General features: G+C 65.3%; 14 protein-coding genes. 8 read left to right on the forward strand and 6 right to left on the reverse strand.

Going from position 1 to position 19,381, the window contains the following annotated elements:
• Nucleotides 1-332: 332 nt before the first annotated feature.
• Nucleotides 333-1,286 (forward strand): LacI family DNA-binding transcriptional regulator, encoded by a 954-nt coding sequence (locus Y882_RS11735; protein ID WP_046972112.1) that lies wholly within the window; start codon nt 333-335, stop codon nt 1,284-1,286.
• Between the two features lie 347 nt (nt 1,287-1,633).
• On the opposite strand, the gene Y882_RS11740 is transcribed toward Y882_RS11735, so the two are convergent.
• Entirely contained in the window at nt 1,634-3,277 is a 1,644-nt protein-coding gene (locus Y882_RS11740; RefSeq protein ID WP_211259170.1) for a sensor histidine kinase, read from the reverse strand.
• A 294-nt stretch (nt 3,278-3,571) separates the two neighbouring features.
• Here Y882_RS11740 and sucC point away from each other — a divergent pair, with 294 nt between their 5' ends.
• On the forward strand, nt 3,572-4,735 hold the full coding sequence (sucC, locus tag Y882_RS11750; protein WP_046972114.1) for an ADP-forming succinate--CoA ligase subunit beta: 1,164 nt from the start codon (nt 3,572-3,574) through the stop codon (nt 4,733-4,735).
• Nucleotides 4,736-4,748: 13 nt separating this feature from the next.
• Nucleotides 4,749-5,624 (forward strand): succinate--CoA ligase subunit alpha, encoded by an 876-nt coding sequence (gene sucD / locus Y882_RS11755; RefSeq protein WP_046972115.1) that lies wholly within the window; start codon nt 4,749-4,751, stop codon nt 5,622-5,624.
• A gap of 235 nt (nt 5,625-5,859) precedes the next feature.
• Here sucD and Y882_RS11760 read toward each other — a convergent pair whose 3' ends face one another.
• Nucleotides 5,860-6,759 carry a LysR family transcriptional regulator ArgP gene (locus tag Y882_RS11760; protein WP_046972116.1) on the reverse strand — a complete coding sequence of 300 codons (900 nt, stop codon included), beginning with the start codon at nt 6,757-6,759 and terminating at the stop codon, nt 5,860-5,862.
• A gap of 217 nt (nt 6,760-6,976) precedes the next feature.
• On the opposite strand from Y882_RS11760, the gene Y882_RS11765 reads away from it, so the two are divergent.
• Nucleotides 6,977-7,591 (forward strand): LysE/ArgO family amino acid transporter, encoded by a 615-nt coding sequence (locus Y882_RS11765; protein ID WP_046972117.1) that lies wholly within the window; start codon nt 6,977-6,979, stop codon nt 7,589-7,591.
• 63 nt (nt 7,592-7,654) lie between these two features.
• Nucleotides 7,655-9,286, forward strand: a complete 1,632-nt coding sequence (locus tag Y882_RS11770; protein ID WP_046972118.1) for an NAD+ synthase — start codon at nt 7,655-7,657, stop codon at nt 9,284-9,286.
• 278 nt (nt 9,287-9,564) lie between these two features.
• Here the strand turns inward: Y882_RS11770 and Y882_RS11775 are convergent, their stop codons facing one another.
• Nucleotides 9,565-10,404 (reverse strand): outer membrane protein assembly factor BamD, encoded by an 840-nt coding sequence (locus Y882_RS11775; RefSeq protein WP_046972119.1) that lies wholly within the window; start codon nt 10,402-10,404, stop codon nt 9,565-9,567.
• 69 nt (nt 10,405-10,473) lie between these two features.
• Here Y882_RS11775 and rluD point away from each other — a divergent pair, with 69 nt between their 5' ends.
• On the forward strand, nt 10,474-11,451 hold the full coding sequence (rluD, locus tag Y882_RS11780) for a 23S rRNA pseudouridine(1911/1915/1917) synthase RluD (protein ID WP_046972120.1): 978 nt from the start codon (nt 10,474-10,476) through the stop codon (nt 11,449-11,451).
• A gap of 2 nt (nt 11,452-11,453) precedes the next feature.
• Complete coding sequence (gene pgeF, locus Y882_RS11785) at nt 11,454-12,200, forward strand: peptidoglycan editing factor PgeF (RefSeq protein ID WP_046972127.1); 747 nt, start codon at nt 11,454-11,456, stop codon at nt 12,198-12,200.
• Between the two features lie 153 nt (nt 12,201-12,353).
• On the opposite strand, the gene otsA is transcribed toward pgeF, so the two are convergent.
• From otsA to otsB, 3 genes are read right to left on the reverse strand one after another with little or no spacing between them, the layout of a single operon-like run.
• Nucleotides 12,354-13,739, reverse strand: a complete 1,386-nt coding sequence (gene otsA, locus Y882_RS11790) for an alpha,alpha-trehalose-phosphate synthase (UDP-forming) (protein WP_046972121.1) — start codon at nt 13,737-13,739, stop codon at nt 12,354-12,356.
• A 2-nt stretch (nt 13,740-13,741) separates the two neighbouring features.
• Nucleotides 13,742-15,568, reverse strand: coding sequence for a glycoside hydrolase family 15 protein (locus Y882_RS11795; protein ID WP_046972122.1), 1,827 nt, complete (start codon nt 15,566-15,568; stop codon nt 13,742-13,744).
• Nucleotides 15,540-16,310 (reverse strand): trehalose-phosphatase, encoded by a 771-nt coding sequence (gene otsB / locus Y882_RS11800; protein ID WP_244466332.1) that lies wholly within the window; start codon nt 16,308-16,310, stop codon nt 15,540-15,542. Before otsB ends, Y882_RS11795 begins: the two co-directional genes overlap by 29 nt.
• Nucleotides 16,311-16,543: 233 nt before the next feature.
• On the opposite strand from otsB, the gene clpB reads away from it, so the two are divergent.
• Complete coding sequence (gene clpB, locus Y882_RS11805) at nt 16,544-19,126, forward strand: ATP-dependent chaperone ClpB (RefSeq protein ID WP_082121092.1); 2,583 nt, start codon at nt 16,544-16,546, stop codon at nt 19,124-19,126.
• Nucleotides 19,127-19,381 lie beyond the last annotated feature (255 nt).

The following is a 19,381-nucleotide window of genomic DNA, read 5'->3' on the forward strand; positions in this document are numbered from 1 at the left end:
GAGCTTCGCAGCAATTGTTATCGATATCAAGATATCGATAACAATTGCTGCGGCACAACATCGTTGCGTCTGAAATCGATCTCATGGATGGTGTATTGCGGTCGCAAGGCCTTGCGCCTCCGAATGGACGCGGCCCGGCCAAGCCATGGGTGGGGAGTAGAGATGGTTCCATACGGCGTTGGACGTTGGCGGTGCAAACCACGACACTGTCCGGGTAAGCCAGGGTTGGCCGTCGTGCGGATGCCGTGCGACCGCTCACAAGACATTGGGGCCAGGTCTTGAGTCGTCAGCAAAAGAATCGCCAGGGCGCCGCGCCTTCCGCCAGTCTGACCATGGCGGATCTGGCGAGGGTGGCCGGGGTATCCAAGATCACCATCTCGCGGGCGCTCAGCGACAGCCCGCTGGTCAATCGCGACACCCGCGAGCGCCTGCAGGCGCTCGCGCACGAGCTCGGCTACAAGCTCAACGTGAGCGCGCGCAACCTGCGTCTGCGCCGCAGCCACACGGTCGCGGTGATCGTGGAAATGAAGCCCTCCCACGACCGCACCATGCTCGATCCGTATCCGCTGATCCTGCTCGGCGGCATCTCGCAGGAACTGACCGAGCACGGCTACAGCGTGCTGCTGACCACCCGCCAGGGCGCGACCGCCGCCGCCGTGCAGGCGGCCGATGGCCTGATCCTGCTCGGCCAGGGCTCGCGCCAGGACGCCGTGCGCCGCTTCGACAAACTAGGCCTGCCGATGGTGGTGTGGGGCGCCCCGGGCGACGAACACATCGTGGTGGGCAGCGACAACCGCCAGGGCGGCCGCGTGGTGGCGGAACACTTCATCCGTCTGGGCCGCCGCAATCCCGTCTTCGTGGGCAACCCCAATCACCCCGAAATCTTCGAGCGACTCAACGGCTTCGTCGATGCGCTGGCCGCGCACGGCATCAAGCCGCTGCTGATACGCCGCGACGAATTCACCCTGGCCTCGGGCGGCGACGCCATGCATTCGCTGATGGATCGGGGCGTGCCGTTCGATGCGGTGTTCGCCTGCAGCGATCTGTTGGCGATGGGCGCGATCCGCGCATTGAACACGCTGGGCCGCACCGTGCCCGGCGATGTTTCCGTGGTGGGCTACGACGATATGCCGCTGGCCGCGAGTTTTCTGCCGCCGTTGAGTTCGGTGCGGCAGGATTGGCAGGAGGGCGGCACGCTATTGGCGCGCAAGGTGCTGGCGTTGATCGGCGATGAGCCGGAGCAGTCGGAAACCTTGCCGGTGGAGCTGATCGTCCGCGAGACGTGAGGGATCACCTCACTTGTAGAAGCGCACCCTGTGCGCGACCGCGGCGCCTCGTCGAAAGCTCACCCTGAGGCGTTCGCCCACAGGGTGGGCTCCTACAAAAATAAAGGGTCGTTGCGAGATAACTGTGGGAGCGCACCCTGTGCGCGACAGCAACGCTTCGCCGATACCTCACCCTGAGGCGGTCGCCCACAGGGTGGGCTCCTACAAAAATAAAGGGTCGTTGCGAGATAACTGTGGGAGCGCACCCTGTGCGCGACAGCAACGCTTCGCCGATACCTCATCGCGAGGTTGTCGCCCCCAGGGTGGGCTCCCACAAAAAAGCCGCGCCGCCGGGGAGTGCGGCGAACTCAACCCGCCGCCGCTGCGTCGCCCGTCGCCTTGCCCACCCGCGCCGGCGTCAGCACCAGCCGGAAACAACTACCGCCGCCCGCCACGCGCACGTACTCCAGCGACGCCTGATTCGCCTCACTCATCTGGCGCGCGAGATAAAGCCCGAGGCCCGTGCCGTATTCGTGAGTCGTATAGAACGGCTCGAAAATCTGCGCCGCCACCTTGGGTGCAATGCCCGGACCGCGATCGATCACTTCCAGTATCGGCACGCCATGCTCGCCATGACGCGCCACCACCATCACGCGCGCGGGTTCGCCGGGCATGCGTCCATAGCGCAGCGCGTTCTGCACAAGGTTCCACACCACCTGCTGCAACTGCTGCGGATCGGCCACCGCCGCCACCGGCGTGCTGGCCTGGATTACGCGCAGCGAATCCTCGCCCAGGTCGTTGCCCTGGCGGTATTCGTCGACGAACTGGTTGGCCCAGGTGCCCAGGTCCAGCGTCTCCGGACGGGAGCGCTCGCGACGCGACAACTGCAGGATGTTCTCGATGATCTCGTTCAGGCGCACGCAGTGGTTGTTGATGATCTCCACCATGCGCTGATCGGTGGGCGGCAGGTCTTCCGACTCGGCCAGCAGCTGCGCGGAATAGCGGATCGCCGCCAGCGGGTTGCGGATTTCGTGGGCGATCGAGGCTGACAGCCGGCCCAGCGAGCTGAGCGTGAGTTCCTCGGCGCGACGCGACACCAGCGAAGTGTCGTCCAGGAAGATCAGCACGTGCGAGTCGTCGTTGGGCGCCAGTCGGCTGAAGCGCGGCACCACTTCGGGCACGCCGTCGGCCAGCTGGGTGGCGGACTCGTCCAGCTTGCCCGAGGTCATCCAGTGGTACAGGCGGCGCGACAGTTCCGGCGCCACGCGGCCCAGGTCGCGCTGGTCGGCGGCGGGATTGCCCAGCAGCATCCAGGCCGATTCGTTCATCTGGTGGATGCGGTTGGCATCGTCCACCAGCAGCACGCCGGTCTTCATGCGGCGGATGATCAGCTCGTTGACCTGGGCCAGGTTAGCCAGGTCCACCCCGCGCTGTTCGGCCAGCGCCTCGCTGGCGCGGATCTGCCGGCTGAGCACGTAGCACAGCATGGTGATGGCGAAGTAGGCCAGGCCGAACAGGCTCGATTCGAGCAGTTCGCGGTCCATGCCGCCCTGGCCCTGGGCCTCAAGCACCGAATGGCCGATTACGCCCAGTGTGGCCAGTGCCGCAAAGAAGCAGGACAGCCGCAGCGGCAGGATCAGCGCGCCCGCGGCAATGTTCACCGCCAGCATCATGGCGATGCCGATGCGGGCGTCGTGCATGGTGATGATGGCCAGCACCGCCGCGATGATGTCCACCACCAGGGCGCCCGACACGGTCCAGCGCAGCCAGGGCGTGGAGCGCCGGGTCAGCGACAGCATGCCCAGGGCGAACAGCAGGAACAGCACCGCCACGCCGCGCGCCAGGCCCACATCGGCCAGTTTGGGCCAGCCCAGCGTGGTCGGGCTCAGGGCCAGGCCTACGTAGACCAGGGCCTGGGCCAGTCGGAAGCAATTGAGGAACAACAGCTCGTGGCGCGCCGCCTCGGGGGCAGTGCGTGCGGCGGGGTAGGCAGGCTGGATGGTGCTCGACACCGGGTCTCTCTCAGTCGGCCGTAGGAGTCCGGACCAGTATAGACGGGGCTTTAGAGACTTGCGGCAAGCCCTTCTCCACCAAGGTCGGATGGGCCTTAGGCCGTCCCGCCCCTTTCCATTGGGGGCCGCTGCTGCGAAAATACCGGGCCGTATTGCGCGGTTTTCGTCATGTCGACAGGCCTGACGGCGGCGCACTGCATCCCGGCAGCGCTTGTACCGCCGTCGTTCCCCTGACCGTACGGATCACCCACAGTCCGTCCGGCCGCCATGTTTCCCCGTACTCTCGAGGTATCCATGAATTTCCACGAGTACCAGGCCAAAGAATTGTTCGCGAAGTACGGCATTGCCGTGCCCCCGGGCAAGGTCGCCAACTCTCCCGATGCCGCTGTCGACGCCGCCAAGCACCTTGGTGGTTCGCAGTGGATGGTCAAGGCACAGATCCACGCAGGCGGCCGCGGCAAGGCCGGCGGCGTCAAGTTCTGCAAGAGCCTCGACGACGTGCGCGCAGCTGCCAAGGGCATGCTGGGCACCAACATGGAAACCTACCAGTCGGCCGGCCGTGCGCTGCCGGTGAACCTGGTGCTGGTCACCGACGCGACCAACATCGCCAAGGAACTGTACCTGTCGATCCTGACCGATCGCGATTCCAAGTCGATCTCGTTCATCGCCTCCAAGCACGGCGGCGTGGACATCGAGCAGGTCGCCAAGGACACCCCGGAAGACATCCACACCATCGTGGTTGACTTCGTGGAAGGCCTGCAGCCCTACCAGTGCCGCCAGCTCGGCTTCGCCATGGACCTCAATGCGAAGCAGGTCGGCCAGCTGACCAAGATCATGCTGGGCCTGTACAAGCTGTTCAACGAGAAGGACCTGTCCCTGGTCGAGCTGAACCCGCTCGCCATCCTCGAAGACGGCAACCTCGCCGCCCTCGACGGCAAGGTCAACTCCGACGACAACGCCGAATTCCGTCACCCGGACCTGGCCGCCATGCGCGACCTGACCCAGGAAGACGCTGCCGAGGCTGCTGCCGTCGTGCACAACCTCAACTACGTCACCATGGACGGCACCATCGGCTGCATGGTCAACGGCGCCGGCCTGGCCATGGCCACCATGGACGTGATCCAGCTGGCAGGCGGCGAGCCGGCCAACTTCCTTGACGTCGGCGGCGGCGCCACCAAGGAACGCGTGACCGAGGCGTTCAAGCTGATCCTCTCGTCGGACAAGGTGAAGGCCATCCTGGTCAACATCTTCGGCGGCATCGTGCGTTGCGACCTGATCGCCGAAGGCATCATCGCGGCCGTGAAGGAAGTGGGTCTGAAGATCCCGGTGGTGGTGCGCCTGCAGGGCACCAACGTGGAGCTGGGCCGCGAGCTGCTGGCCAACTCCGGCCTGGCGATCACGCCGGCCAACGATCTCAACGACGCGGCGCAGAAAGCCGTGGCTGCGGCCAAGGCCTGAGGAGCAAAGATCCATGAGCGTTCTCGTCAATAAGAACACCAAGGTCCTGGTGCAGGGCTTCACCGGCCAGCAGGGCACCTTCCACGCGCAGCAGGCGCTGGATTACGGCACCAAGGTCGTCGGTGGCGTCACCCCGGGCAAGGGCGGCAGCGAGCACATCGGCCTGCCGGTCTTCAACTCGGTCTCCGAAGCGGTCGATGAAACCGGCGCCGATGCGTCCGTCATCTTCGTGCCGCCGCCGTTCGCGGCCGACTCGATCCTCGAAGCCATCGATGCCGGCATCAAGGTCATCGTGGCGATCACCGAGGGCATCCCGGTGCTGGACATGCTGCGCGTGAAGAACGTGCTGGCCCAGCATCCGGAAATCGTGCTGATTGGGCCGAACTGCCCCGGCATCATCACCCCGGGCGAGTGCAAGATCGGCATCATGCCGGGTCACATCCACATGCCGGGCAAGGTCGGCATCGTGTCGCGCTCCGGCACGCTGACGTACGAATCGGTGTTCCAGACCACCAACGAAGGCCTGGGCCAGTCCACCGTCATCGGCATCGGCGGCGACCCGATCAACGGCCTGAGCTTCATCGACTGCCTCAAGCTGTTCCAGGACGATCCGCAGACCGAAGGCATCATCATGGTCGGCGAAATCGGCGGCAGCGCTGAAGAAGACGCCGCCGAGTTCATCGGCGAATACGTCACCAAGCCGGTCGTGTCGTTCATCGCCGGTGCCTCGGCTCCTCCGGGCAAGCGCATGGGCCATGCCGGCGCGATCATCTCGGGCGGCAAGGGCACCGCGGCGGCGAAGTTCGCTGCGCTGGAAAAGGCAGGCGTCACCACGGTGAAGTCGCCCGCCGATCTGGGCAAGACCCTCGCGGGTCTGATGAAGAAGTAAGTCGGGCATCCATTGCCGATGAAGAAAGGGCCGCAGCGATGCGGCCCTTTTTCTTTTTGGGTAGCGTCCGGCTCAACCTGTGGCAACACTCTGTGGAGCAACCCCTGTGGGAGCGCACCCTGTGCGCGACGGCGCGGCTACATCGCGATGCTTCCGGGCTGCGCAGGCCGTGCTCTGATTGCGGTGCACCGCTGTCGCGCACAGGGTGCGCTCCCACAAAGTGCGGACCGCGAGCTTATCTGCGTTGCCGCAACCCCTCCTGCGCCGCACGCAGCAACGCCTCCGTCACCGTCGCCAGCGTTGCCGACCGAATCGACCAGCACTGCCAGTACAGCGGCACGTCGAGCCACTGATGGGCGGCGATCGGCTTGAGCGTGCCGGCTGCAAAATGCTTCGCCAGCATCGACTCCGGCGCCATCGCCCAGCCCAGCCCCAGCTCGGCGCCTTCGACGAAGGCGGTGGACGAGGGTACGTAGTGCATCGGCGGCGCCATGCGCGCACGGGTGACGCTGTGGATATAGCGCCACTGCAGGGCGTCCTTGCGGTTGAACACCAGCATCGGCGCCTGGCCGAGCGAGGCGGCGTTGACGCCGGTGGCGAAATGACGCTTCACGAACGCCGGCGAGGCGACTGGCAGATAACGCATCACGCCGAGCTTCTTCACGCTGCAGCCCTGCACGGCCTGCGCCTCCGCGGTGATGGCGCCCAGTACGGAACCGTCGCGCAGCAGGTTGGTGGAATGATCCTGGTCCTCCACGCGTACATCGAACAGCAACTGGTGGCGGTCGTGCAGCTGGGCCAGCGCGGCGAGGAACCACGTCGCCAGCGAGTCGGCGTTGGCGCCGATGGCCACCGTGGTCGGGCCGCTGGTGTCGGGGCCGACGCGGAACTCGCTCAAGGTTTCCGCTTCCAGCATGCGCATCTGCTGCACGCTGCGCAGCAGGCGTTGTCCCGCTTCGGTCGCTTCGCTGGGCGTGTGCCGCAGGATCAGCACCTGGCCGAGCCGATCTTCGAGCGCCTTGATGCGCTGGGAAATGGCCGAGGGGGTCAGCGACAGGCGCTGCGCGGCGCCGTCGAAGCTGCCTTCTTCGAGGACGGCGGCGAAGGCGGTGAGTTGGGGGTTGAGCAGGCTCATAGAGGGGCCCTCGGTATCCGTTGTAGGAGCGCACCCTGTGCGCGACCGGCCAATCGCGAAGGGCGTTGGTCGTGCGGTGTTGCGGCGCTACCGCGCCGCGTTCGCGCACAGGGTGCGCTCCTACAAAGGCATTAGAAGAACTGAAGTAAGTTAAGAATATTTAGTTTTACTGTCCAAGACGTCTACGCCACAGTAACCGTCTTTTCGGAGCATTCCCATGATGTCCACGGCCTACCTGGCCGGCCTCGCCGCGGGCGCGGGGCTGATCATCGCCATTGGTGCGCAGAACGCGTTTGTCCTGCGGCAAGGCCTGCAGCGGCACTACGTGGGTGCCGTGGTGAGCGTGTGCATCCTGGCCGATGTCGGTCTGATCCTGCTCGGCGTGGCGGGCATGGGCCTGGTCGTGCAGCAGCATCCCGGCCTGTTGCAGTGGCTGCGCTTTGCCGGGGCGGCGTTCCTCGCGGGTTACGGCGTCATGGCGCTGCGGCGCGCATGGCAGGGCGAAAGCGGCCTGCAGCCGACCGGCGATGGTGCGCTGAGCCGCGGCCGCGTGGTGCTGGCATGCCTGGCGTTCACCTTGCTCAATCCGCATGTCTATCTGGATACGGTGGTGCTGCTCGGTAGTCTTTCCACCCATTACGAGGGTGACACGCGCTGGTTTTTTGCCGCCGGTGCAGCCACCGCCAGCGTGTTGTGGTTCCTCTCGCTGGGCTATGGTGCGCGCCTGCTGCTGCCGGTATTCCGCAGCCCGCTGGCCTGGCGTGTGTTCGATGTGGCGATCGCCGCGTTCATGCTGACGCTGGCGGTGGTCTTGCTGCAGCACGTGGGCTGATCCGGCGGTAGGCCGGACGGGCCTCGGGTACAATTTCAGGCCCCAAGAGTATGGATCCCCGGCATGCCCTCCTTACGCTTCGCGCTGGCCCAGTTCGATTTCCCCGTAGGCGCGGTTGCGGCCAATGCGGCCAAGGTGGGAGACCTGCTGGCGCAGGCGCGCGATGGCGGCGCGGCGCTGGTGGCGTTTCCCGAGCTGACCCTGAGCGGCTATCCGCCGGAAGACCTGCTGCTGCGCCCGAGCTTTCTGGCGGCCTGCCAGTGCGAGCTCAATGCGCTGGCGGGCGGCACCAATGGCGTGGCAGCGCTGGTAGGTCATCCGCACAGTGAGGGCGAGGTGTACAACGCCGCCAGCCTGCTGCGTGGCGGCACCATCGAACTGACCACGCACAAGCAGGCCTTGCCGAACTATGGCGTGTTCGACGACAAGCGCTATTTCCGCCCTGGCCATGACAGCGCGGTGGCGATGTTCGACGGCGTGCGCGTGGGCATGCTGATCTGCGAAGACATCTGGCAGCCCGAGCCCGCGGCCAAGGCCGCTGCGGCAGGCGCCGAGCTGATCGTGGTGATCAACGCCTCACCGTGGGACGACGCCAAGCAGTCGTCGCGCGAGGCCGTGCTCACCCAGCGCGCGCTGGAAACCGGCTGCGCCATCGCCTATGTGAACCTGGTCGGCGGCCAGGACGAAGTGGTTTACGACGGCGGCTCGCTGCTGGTGAACGCGGATGGCAGCATCGCCGCGCGCGCCCCGAATTTCGTGGACGTGATGCTATGGGCCGAATTCGATAGCGAAACGCGCACGCTGCACCCGGAAAACTGGCCGACGGCAGCGGATGCGTCCATCGAAGCCACGCTGTACGCGGCGCTGGTGCGCGGCATCCGTGACTACATCGAGAAGAATGGCTTCCCGGGCGTGCTGCTAGGCCTTTCCGGCGGCATCGATTCCGCGCTGACGCTGGCGCTGGCGGTCGATGCGCTGGGCGCCGACCGCGTCACCGCGGTGATGATGCCCACGCGCTACACCTCGCAGCTGTCGCTCGATGGCGCGCGTGCGCAGGCCGTGCAGGCGGGCGTGGACTATCACATCATCAATATCGAGCCGATGGTCGATGCGTTTCTCGGTGCGCTCACGCCGGCGTTTGCAGGCAAGGCCGCTGACATCACCGAGGAAAACCTGCAGTCGCGCACGCGCGGCGTCACCTTGATGGCGTTGTCCAACAAGCACGGCCGCCTGTTGCTGGCCACCGGCAACAAGAGCGAAATGGCGGTGGGCTATGCCACGCTGTACGGCGACATGTGCGGCGCCTATGCGCCACTGAAGGACGTCTACAAGACCGTGGTCTATCGCCTGTCGCGCTGGCGCAATGAGCATGCGGCGCGTCTTGGCGAGCCGGAGGCGATTCCCTCGGCGGTGATTGATCGTCCGCCCTCGGCCGAGCTGCGCGACAACCAGACCGACCAGGATTCGCTGCCGCCGTACGATGAGCTCGATGCGATTCTTGCGCGCTTTATCGAGGCGGAGCAGTCGCAGGCGGAGATCGCGTCGCAGGGATTTCATGCCGATACCGTGCGGCGTGTGGTGCGGCTGGTGCTGCTCAATGAGTTCAAGCGTCGCCAGTCGGCGCCGGGGCCGCGGGTGACGACGCGGGCGTTTGGGCGTGAGCGGCGCTATCCGATTACCTCAGGCTGGAAATAGCGCGTACCTCCCCTGTGGGAGCGCACCCTGTGCGCGACCGCGGAGATGAGGTGTACCTCGGTGCCGCCTAATGGCGTCGCGACAGCCTGCAACTGCGGCGGGATTCAGCGCCGCGGTCGCGCACAGGGTGCGCTCCCACAGTGGGTGGGGCGCTACCCGACGTAAGACACAAAAAAAGCCGGCGGCCCAAGGCCACCGGCTTTTTTCATTGCCAGGTCGCAAAGCGACCGGCTTGACTCTTCACAGGCCGCAACGCGACCGGCAACCCCGCTCTCGAATCAATGATGCCCCGAGAACGGCACCGCCTTGCGCAGCAGCGAGGGGGCGTGCGGCCACTTCGGATCCTTCAGGTACGGGTGATCCGGGTAGTTCAGGGCCAGCACCTGGCGGGTCTGGTCGGCGAGGTTCTTCTGTTCCATGCCCAGGTAGCTGCGGGTGAGGATGGCCAGCGCATCGCCCGTCTGCGGGGCCTGCTGGTAATGCTCGATCACATACTGGGCGCGGTCGGCGGAGGCCACGTAGGCCTTGTTGCGCAGGTAGTACTCGGCCACGTTGATCTCGAACTGCGCCAGCACGTCGCGCAGGTAGATCATGCGCTGGCGCGCATCGGCGGTGTAGGCGCTGTCCGGGAAGCGGCGCGACAGCTCGGAGAAGTCGTCAAACGACTTCAGGTTGAAGCCCTGGTCGCGACGCGTCTGCGCCTCGTTCTTCTGCAGCAGGCGCTCCATGGCGCCGCCGGTGCGATCAAAATTGATCAGACCGCGCAAGTAATAGGCATAATCTACGTGCTTGTGGGTCGGATACGTCTTGATGAAGCGGTTGATCGTGGAGTAGGCGTCGTCCGGCTGGTTGTCCTTGTACTGCGCATAGGCCAGGTCGAGCTGAGCCTGCTCGTTGTAATTACCGGACGGGAAGCGCGCGATCAGGCGCTGGTAGGCTTTGCTGGCGGCCGAATAATCGGCGTGTTCCAGTGAGTCGTGGGCTTTGTCGTAAAGCTTGTCTACCGGCAGCGTATCGTTGGTGTCCCTCTTGTGATGGAACATCGAGCATGCGCTCATCGACAAAACGATGGCGAGCACGACAAAAATTTTGAAAGCCGGCAGCTTGGTTACGCGCATGAGAAGGGTTCAGATGTTTGAGCGAAAAGGGATGATAGCCGAAACGGCCGGGCGGCCGGGCGGCCGACCATGACGATGATCCGTCATGACGCCACGGTACCCCTGTCGGCCGCGGGTCGGAGGTTCGACCAGACGGTGGCCGAGATGTTCCCGGACTACTCGCGGTCGCGTCTCACGGCGTGGATCAAGGCCGGTGCCGTGACCCTGGACGGCGCCGTCGCGCCGCCTCGCCAATTGCTGCGCGGCGGGGAAAAAGTCCAGGTAGAAGCGGAACTTGAGACCGAAGTGGAGCTCGAGCCGGAGGCCATCGCGCTGGACATCGTCCACGAGGATGACTACCTGCTGGTGCTGAACAAGCCCGCCGGCCTGGTGGTGCATCCGGGCGCAGGAAATAGTGCCGGCACGGTGCTGAACGCCTTGCTGCACCACGATGCGAAGCTGGCCGAGCTGCCTCGCGGCGGCATCGTGCACCGCCTGGACAAGGACACCTCGGGCCTGATGGTGGTCGCCAAGACCCTGGCGGCCCATACGGGCCTGGTGGACATGCTGTCGCGCCACGACGTGGAACGGCAGTACGAGGCCGTGGTGCTGGGCACCCTGGTGGCCGGCGGCACGGTGGATGCGCCCATTGGCCGCCACATGGGCGACCGGCTGCGCCAGGCCGTGCGCGACGAGGAGGATGGCAAGCACGCCGTCACCCATTACCGCCTGCGCGAGCGTTTCCGGGCCCATAGCCTGATCCAGTGCAGCCTGGAGACCGGCCGCACGCACCAGATCCGCGTGCATCTGTCGCATATCGGCCATCCGCTGATCGGCGATCCGCTGTACGGCGGCGGCCTGCGCCTGCCCAAGGGCGCCACGCCCGAGCTGGTGGCGGCCCTGCGCGGCTTCCGCCGCCAGGCCCTGCACGCCGAGCGGCTGGCTTTCGAGCACCCGGTGACGCATGAACCGATGTCGTTCAGCGCCGATCGCCCGGCCGACCAGCAGGCGCTGATCGATGCCTTGCGCGCCGATACGGCCCAGGCCGATCCGAGCGACTGGCGGTGACCCTGGATAGCGCCTGGCTCGTGCCGGACTGGCCGGCGCCCGCCCGTGTGCGGGCGGCGGTCAGCACACGGCAGGGGCCGGGCGTCTCGCAGGGCGCCTGGGCGCGCTTCAATCTGGGCGCCCGTTGCGGCGATGCGCCTGAGGCGGTGGTGGCCAATCGCGCCGCCGTTCGTACCGCACTGAGGCTGGAGCGCGATCCGCACTGGCTGCAGCAGGTGCATGGGGTGGACGTGGCCGATGTCGACCAGCCCGGCGATGGGCAGGAGCCGCGCGCCGATGCCTCGGTGACGCGACGTCCCGACGAGCCACTGGCCATACTCACCGCCGACTGCCTGCCGGTGCTGTTCTGTACGACCGACGGCCGCGCCGTGGCCGCCGCCCACGCGGGCTGGCGCGGTCTGCAGGCCGGGGTGCTGGAGGTTGCACTGAATTCGCTGCAGGCGCCGCCTGCCCAGGTGCTGGCCTGGCTGGGGCCGTGCATCGGCAAGGCCAGTTACGAAGTGGGCGATGAAGTGCGCGATGCGTTTCTCGCGCTCGATGGCAATGCGGCCGAGGGTTTCGAGCCGACGCGTCCGGGGCATTGGCTATGCGATCTGGCCTGGCTGGCGCGTCGCCGTTTGCAGGCGGCGGGCGTCGAGCGGGTTTACGGCGGTGGCTTCGATACGCGTACCGATGATCGCTTTTATTCCTATCGCCGCGATGGTGCGCAGAGCGGGCGTTTCGCCAGTCTGATCTGGCTCGAAGGCTGAGCGGCCCCGCTATCCCTTCCCCTGTGGGAGCGCGCCCTGTGCGCGACGGTGACGCGCGATCAGCGAGTCACCCATGCTTGTACCTACCCTGAGGGAATCCGCTGCGTGGCTGTCGCGCACAGGGTGCGCTCCCACAAAGGCAGGTGTGCGGCTTCAATCCGCCAACCGCCGTAAAAACGCATTGCGCCACGCCGTCACATCCTGCTTCTCCAGCCCATCCATCATCCGCCGCCAGCGCACGCGCCGCTCATGCAGCGGCATTTCCAGTGCGATGCCCAGGGCTTCCGCCAGTTCCTCGGTATCGGCCGGGTTGACCAGCAGCGCATCGCGCAATTCCTGCGCGGCGCCTGCAAATCGGGATAGCACAAGCACGCCGGGATCTTCCGGGTCCTGGCTGGCCACGTATTCCTTGGCCACCAGGTTCATGCCGTCGCGCAGCGGCGTCACCAGGCCCACGCGCGCGCTGCGGTAATAGCCGCTGAGCAGGCTGTGCGGAAAGGAGTTGTTGACGTAGCGGATCGGCACCCAGTCCGGCGCGGCATACATGCCGTTGATATGCCCGGCCATGCGTTCGAGTTCACGGCGGATCTGGCGGTATTCCAGCACGCCGCCGCGCGAGGGCGGGGCGATCTGCAGAAAGGTCACCTTGCGATGCAATTGCGGCGAACGCTCCAGCAATCGCGCATAGGCATGGAAGCGCTCGGGCAGACCCTTGGAGTAATCCAGGCGGTCAACTCCGATGATCAGTGCGCGACCTTCCAGGCTCTGCTTCAGATCGTGGATTTCCTCGTGCTCATTCGCATGGCTGGCCGACTCGGCCACCTGCGCGGTGTCGATGCCGATGGGAAACACTTCGGCGCGGAAGGTGTGGCCTGCCGGCGTTCGAATGCGTCCGTCGCGGCGCATGCTCGCGCCCACCTCGAACAGGAAGTACTCCTGCAGGGCGCGTTGGTCGCGCGCCGTATGCAGGCCGACCAGGTCATAGCAGGCCAGGGTCTCCAGCAATTCCAGATGACGCGGCAGCGCGATCAGCAGGCTGGCGGCCGGCAGCGGCGTATGCAGAAAAAAGCCGATCCGATTGCGCACGCCGCGTTCGCGCAGCATGGCGGCCAGCGGTATCAGGTGATAGTCGTTGATCCACACCAGGTCCTTGGGCCCGATCAGCGAGATCAGCTTTTCGGCGAACAGATTGTTGACGCGCAGATAGCCGGCCAAATGTTTGCGGTCGTAGTCGACCAGGTCGGGCCGGTAGTGCAGCAGCGGCCACAAAGTGCGGTTGGCGAAGCCGTCGTAGAAATCGTCGTGATCGGTGCGGGATAGATCGATGGTGGCGTATTCCACCGGCCCATCGGTTTGCTTGTGCACCTCGCTGGCGGTTTGGCGAGCCACCTTGCCGCTCCAGCCAAACCACACGCCTCCACGCTCCTGCAGGGCGGCCCGCATGGCTGACGCCAGACCGCCGGTTGCGGTCTGGTCGGGTAGTGCCACTCGGTTGGAAACCACGATCAGTCGTCCCTGGCCGTTGTTTCTTCCAGCCATCGTCACAATGCATCCTCCCAGCGCCTGGACAGACGCATTGCGGCCTGGATCAGGCCCACCATCGAGTAAGTCTGCGGAAAATTGCCCCAGTGCTCACCGTTGGCCGGTGCGATGTCTTCGGACAACAGGCCCAGCGGATTTCGCTGTGCCAGCATGTGCTCGAACATCGCACGCGCACGTTCACGGCGCCCGGTGGCGGCCAGCGCTTCGATGTACCAGAAGGTGCAGATGTTGAAGCTGGTTTCCGGCGCGCCGAAATCATCCGGAGCGATATAGCGGAACAGATAGTCGCCGCGTCCAAGCGCGTGGCCGATCGCATCCACGGTGGCGATGAAGCGCGGATCCATCGCGTTGACGAAACCGATATCGGCCAGCAACAGCAGGCTCGCGTCCAAGTGCTCGCCGTCGTAGGCATCAACAAAGGTGCCGAGTTTCTCGTTCCATGCATGCGCTTCGATGCGTTCATGCAAGGCGACCGCTTCGTCATGCCAGTAGCGCGCACGCTCATCCAGGCCTAGCTCGGTGGCGATATGCGCCAGGCGATCGCAGGCGGCCCAGCACATGGCGGCGGAATAGGTGTGCACGGCGGCGCGGCCGCGATATTCCCAAAGCCCGGCATCCGGCGTTTCGGCCACGCGCAGGGCTAGTTCGCCCATGCGCTCCAGCCGGCGGAAGGTGAGTTCGTCGCCGGGATGTTCCAGGCGGCGATCGAAGAAGATCTGCGCCGAGGCGAGCACCACTGAACCGTAGACATCGTTCTGGCGCTGCCGCCACGCGTCGTTGCCCACGCGCACCGGCCCCATGCCGCGGTAGCCGGCCAGGCTTTCCACCTGCGTTTCCATCAGGTCATGTTCGAAGGTGATGCCAAACACGGGTCCGATCTCGCCGTCGCCATCGGCGACCAGGTTGAAGACGTAGCGGATGTACTCCTCCATGCTGCGGGTGGCGCCGAGACGGTTGAGTGCGCGCACGGTGAAGGCCGCGTCGCGGAGCCAGCAGTAGCGGTAGTCCCAGTTGCGGCCGGAATTGGCCGACTCGGGGATCGAGGTGGTGAGCGCCGCGACAATCGCACCGGTCGCTTCGTACTGGCACAGCTTCAAGGTGATGGCGGAGCGGATGATCGGCTCCTGCCATTCGTAAGGCACCGAGAGGTTGCGCACCCACTCGCGCCAATAGGTCAGCGTGTTTTCCAGCGTGTGATGGATGAAGTCCGCCGGACTTTCCATCAGCGTTTCGTCCGGCCCGAACACAAAATGCGCGGGCTTTTCCAGGAAGAACGGCAGGCTGCGTTCGATCATGGTGGACGACACATCGCTGGTCAGGCGCTGCACCACGCCATCGAGCATGAAGCGGATATGGTTGCTGCCGGAGGTCGTCTGCGGCACCTCGCTGCCGTACCCGCACAACGGACGCAGCCGCACGCGGATGCGCGGCGAGCCGCCGATGGGGCGCACGCGTCGCGCGATCAGCACGGGATGATAGAAACGGCCGCGTGCACGAAAGCGCGGCATATAGTCGACGATCTCCACGCCCGAGCCATGATGGTCGTAAAGGCGAGTCACCAGCACGGCGGTATTGGGCATGTAGTGCTGTTCGGCGCGATCGATGTCTTCCAGCTCGATCGACCAGTCGCCACCGTCGCGCTTGGGTGACAACAGTGCGCAAAAGCTGGCATCGCCATCGAAGCGGGGCAGGCAGCACCAGACGATGCGGCCGCGTCCGTCGATCAGTGCGGCAACGCTGCCGTTGCCGATGACGCCCAGTTCCAGGGACGATTTTGCTCCCGGGTCAGGCTGGGTGTCAGGCGTTTCCTCCTGAGGAATGGGCATGCGCGAGGGCTCCATGCTTGAGTGCGTGCAGCACGCGGAACAGCCAGGCCCGCGCGGCGGCAGGCTCCGGCAGCGAATAGCGGGCCACGCTCGGTTCACGCGAACCCACGCGTACGCTCAACCCGTTCTGGAGATTGGCCGTGGCAAAGCCATGTTCATCGGTGAGATCGTCACCCACATAGACCGGCAGGCGATCGCGGAACGGCCAGGCCGACATCAGCGTGGCCACCGCCGAGCCCTTGTCCATGCCTTCGGGCTTCAGTTCGATCACCAGGTTGCCCGGCTGCATTTCGTAGCCGGCCAGTGAAGGCAGCACCTTCTGCACGCGCTCGCGCAAACGTTCGAACATCTGGGGCGAGGTGCGGCAATGCAGGGCGATGGCCATGCCCTTGTCTTCCAGCATCACGCCGGGCAATTCCGCGACGATGGAGCTGGCGATATCGCGCACCAGCGAACGCCGGGTGGCGCCGATATGCACGCCGCGATAACGACCGTCGGCGCCGCGCAGTTCCAGACCATGCAAACCGGCCATGGCCCACGGCGGATGGCCAAACAAATCGTCGAGGTCGTCCAGGCCGCGCCCGCTCACCAGGGCCAGCGCGCCGTCGAGGGCGCCGTAGAGATCTTCCACCAGTTCGCGCAGACGGGAATCCACGCAGACATGATCGGGATGATCAGCGAAATCCAATAGCGTGCCGTCCACGTCAAGAAACAGCGCCCAGCGGTCATCCACGCCAGGCATAGGCGGAGCCGGGAGAGGCGTTTGGGCGGACATGGCGGAGTGGGGCACGGGGGATAGCACGAGGCCAGACTATCAAGGCAAATGTGAAGGCAAGCTCTGGGTGTGGCGCGCGTTGGCTGAAGAAAAGTCGTACACCTGACGTTGACGTGGCTTGAATCACGCGCGGGTGATCCGCATGTGTTTTGGCAGTGGTGGCGAGGGCTACCAAATCCTATTGATCGAGGGGACAACCCATGCGAATGGACAAACTCACCTCGCGTTTTCAGCAGGCCTTGGCAGACGCCCAATCGCTTGCCGTCGGACGCGACAACAACATGCTTGAACCGGTCCACGTGATGGCCGCGCTGCTGGACCAGCAGGGCGGTTCCACCGGGCCGTTGCTGACCCAGGCGCAGGTCAACGTGCCCACCTTGCGCCAGCGCATCAACGAAATGGTCGACCGCCTGCCGCGCGTGAGCGGTCAGGAGGGCAATATCCATGTCGGCAACGAGCTGACGCGGCTGCTCAACCTCACCGACAAGCTGGCCCAGCAGCGCGGCGATCAGTTCATCGCCAGCGAACTGTTCGTGCTTGCCTCGCTGGAGGACAAGGGCGAACTGGGCGCTGCGCTCAAGGCGGCCGGCGCCACCAAGGCGAATGTCGAGGCGGCCATCGAGAAGCTGCGCGGCGGCGAAAAGGTGCAGAGCGAGAACGCTGAAGACCAGCGCCAGGCGCTGGAGAAATATTGCATCGATCTTACGGCGCGCGCCGAGTCGGGCAAGCTCGATCCGGTGATCGGACGCGACGAGGAAATCCGCCGCACCATCCAGGTGCTGCAGCGTCGCACCAAGAACAATCCGGTGCTGATCGGCGAGCCCGGCGTGGGCAAGACCGCCATCGTCGAAGGCCTGGCCCAGCGCATCGTCAAGGGCGAAGTGCCCGAAGGCCTGCGTGATCGCCGCGTGCTCGCGCTGGACATGGGCGCGCTGATCGCCGGCGCAAAATTTCGCGGCGAGTTCGAGGAGCGCCTCAAGGGCGTGCTCAACGACCTGGCCAAGCAGGAAGGCCGCGTCATTCTTTTCATCGACGAGCTGCACACCATGGTCGGCGCCGGCAAGGCCGATGGCGCCATGGACGCCGGCAATATGCTCAAGCCCGCGCTGGCGCGCGGCGAGCTGCATTGCATCGGCGCCACCACGCTGGATGAGTACCGCAAGTACATCGAGAAGGATGCCGCGCTGGAGCGCCGCTTCCAGAAGGTCTACGTGGGCGAGCCCAGTGTGGAAGACACCATCGCCATCCTGCGCGGCCTGAAGGAGCGCTACGCCGTGCATCACGGCGTGGAGATCACCGACCCGGCTATCGTGGCGGCGGCCACGCTGTCCAACCGCTATATCCCCGATCGCCAGCTGCCGGACAAGGCCATCGACCTGATGGACGAGGCGGCTTCGCGCATCCGCATGGAAATCGATTCCAAGCCCGAAGAGCTCGACCGCCTGGAGCGTCGCCTGATCCAGCTGAAGATCCAGCGGGAGATGCTCAAGAAAGAAAAGGACGAGGCGTCCAGGAAGCGCCTGGCCGATCTTGAAAGCGATATCGAAAAGCTCGAGCGCGAATTTTCCGATCTCAACGAAATCTGGAAGTCCGAGAAGGCCGCGCTGCAGGGTGCGACCAAGGTCAAGGAACAGATCGAAGCCGCGCGCGTGGAGCTGGACGCCGCCCAGCGCCGGCAGGACTACGCCAAGATGAGCGAGATCCAGTACGGCACACTGCCGGAACTGGAGAAGCAGCTCGCCGCTGCGCAGGCCGCTGAAAAGCAGGACTTCAAGCTGGTGCAGGATCGCGTCACCGAGGAAGAAATCGCCGAGGTGGTGTCGCGCTGGACCGGTATTCCGGTCAACAAGATGCTCGAAGGCGAGCGCGACAAGCTGCTGCATATGGAAGACGCGCTGCACAAGCGCGTGGTCGGCCAGGATGAAGCCGTGCGTGCCGTTTCCGATGCGATCCGCCGCTCGCGTGCGGGTCTATCCGATCCGAACCGGCCCAATGGCTCGTTCCTGTTCCTCGGCCCCACCGGCGTAGGCAAGACCGAACTGTGCAAGGCGCTGGCCGAATTCATGTTCGACACCCAGGATGCGATGGTGCGCATCGACATGAGCGAGTTCATGGAGAAGCACTCCGTGAGCCGCCTGATCGGCGCGCCTCCGGGCTACGTGGGCTACGAAGAAGGCGGCTATCTCACCGAGGCCGTGCGTCGTCGTCCATACAGCGTGATCCTGCTGGACGAGGTGGAGAAGGCGCATCCGGATGTGTTCAACATCCTGCTGCAGGTGCTCGACGATGGCCGCCTCACCGATGGCCAGGGTCGCACGGTGGATTTCCGCAACACCGTGATCGTGATGACCTCCAACCTTGGCTCGCAGATGATCCAGGAGCAGGCGGGCGACAGCGAGGCCGACTATCTGCAGATGAAGGCGGCAGTGCTGGGCGTGGTGCAGGCGCACTTCCGCCCGGAGTTCATCAACCGACTCGATGAGCTGGTGGTGTTCCGCCCGCTGGAGAAGAAGCAGATCCGCAAGATTGCGCTGATCCAGCTGACCTATCTGGAGAAGCGTCTGGCCGAACGCCAGCTGCGCATGGAGATCAGCGACAAGGCGCTGGATCTGCTGGGCAATGTGGGCTTCGACCCGGTTTATGGCGCACGGCCGTTGAAGCGGGCGATCCAGCAGCAGCTGGAGAATCCGCTGGCGCGGCAGATCCTGGAAGGGAAGTTTGCTGCGGGTGCGACCATTGTGGTGGAGGCGGAGCAGGGGCATTTGGTGTTCCACACGCAGTAGCGCGCGGTTTGGATGTTGATGGTTGTGGCGCCCGTCCTGTGGAAGCAGGGCGGGCGTCTTGTTTTGCGTGGTCGTGGGCGGCCGCTGCTTTGCTCCCTCTCCCCACCGGGGAGAGGGCTGGGGTGAGGGGCGGGTGCTCGCGGGAACATGTCTATTCGTAGTTCTTGCGTGGGCTGGATCCAAAGCCTCGGTGTCTAGTTGCCGCGTTGTCGGCAGCTTGCCCGCCTGCCGCGGGCTTCCGTCCTCCTGCCGGAG

The sequence above is a fragment of the Dyella japonica DSM 16301 genome (assembly GCF_001010355.1).
Taxonomy (GTDB): Bacteria; Pseudomonadota; Gammaproteobacteria; order Xanthomonadales; family Rhodanobacteraceae; genus Dyella; species Dyella japonica.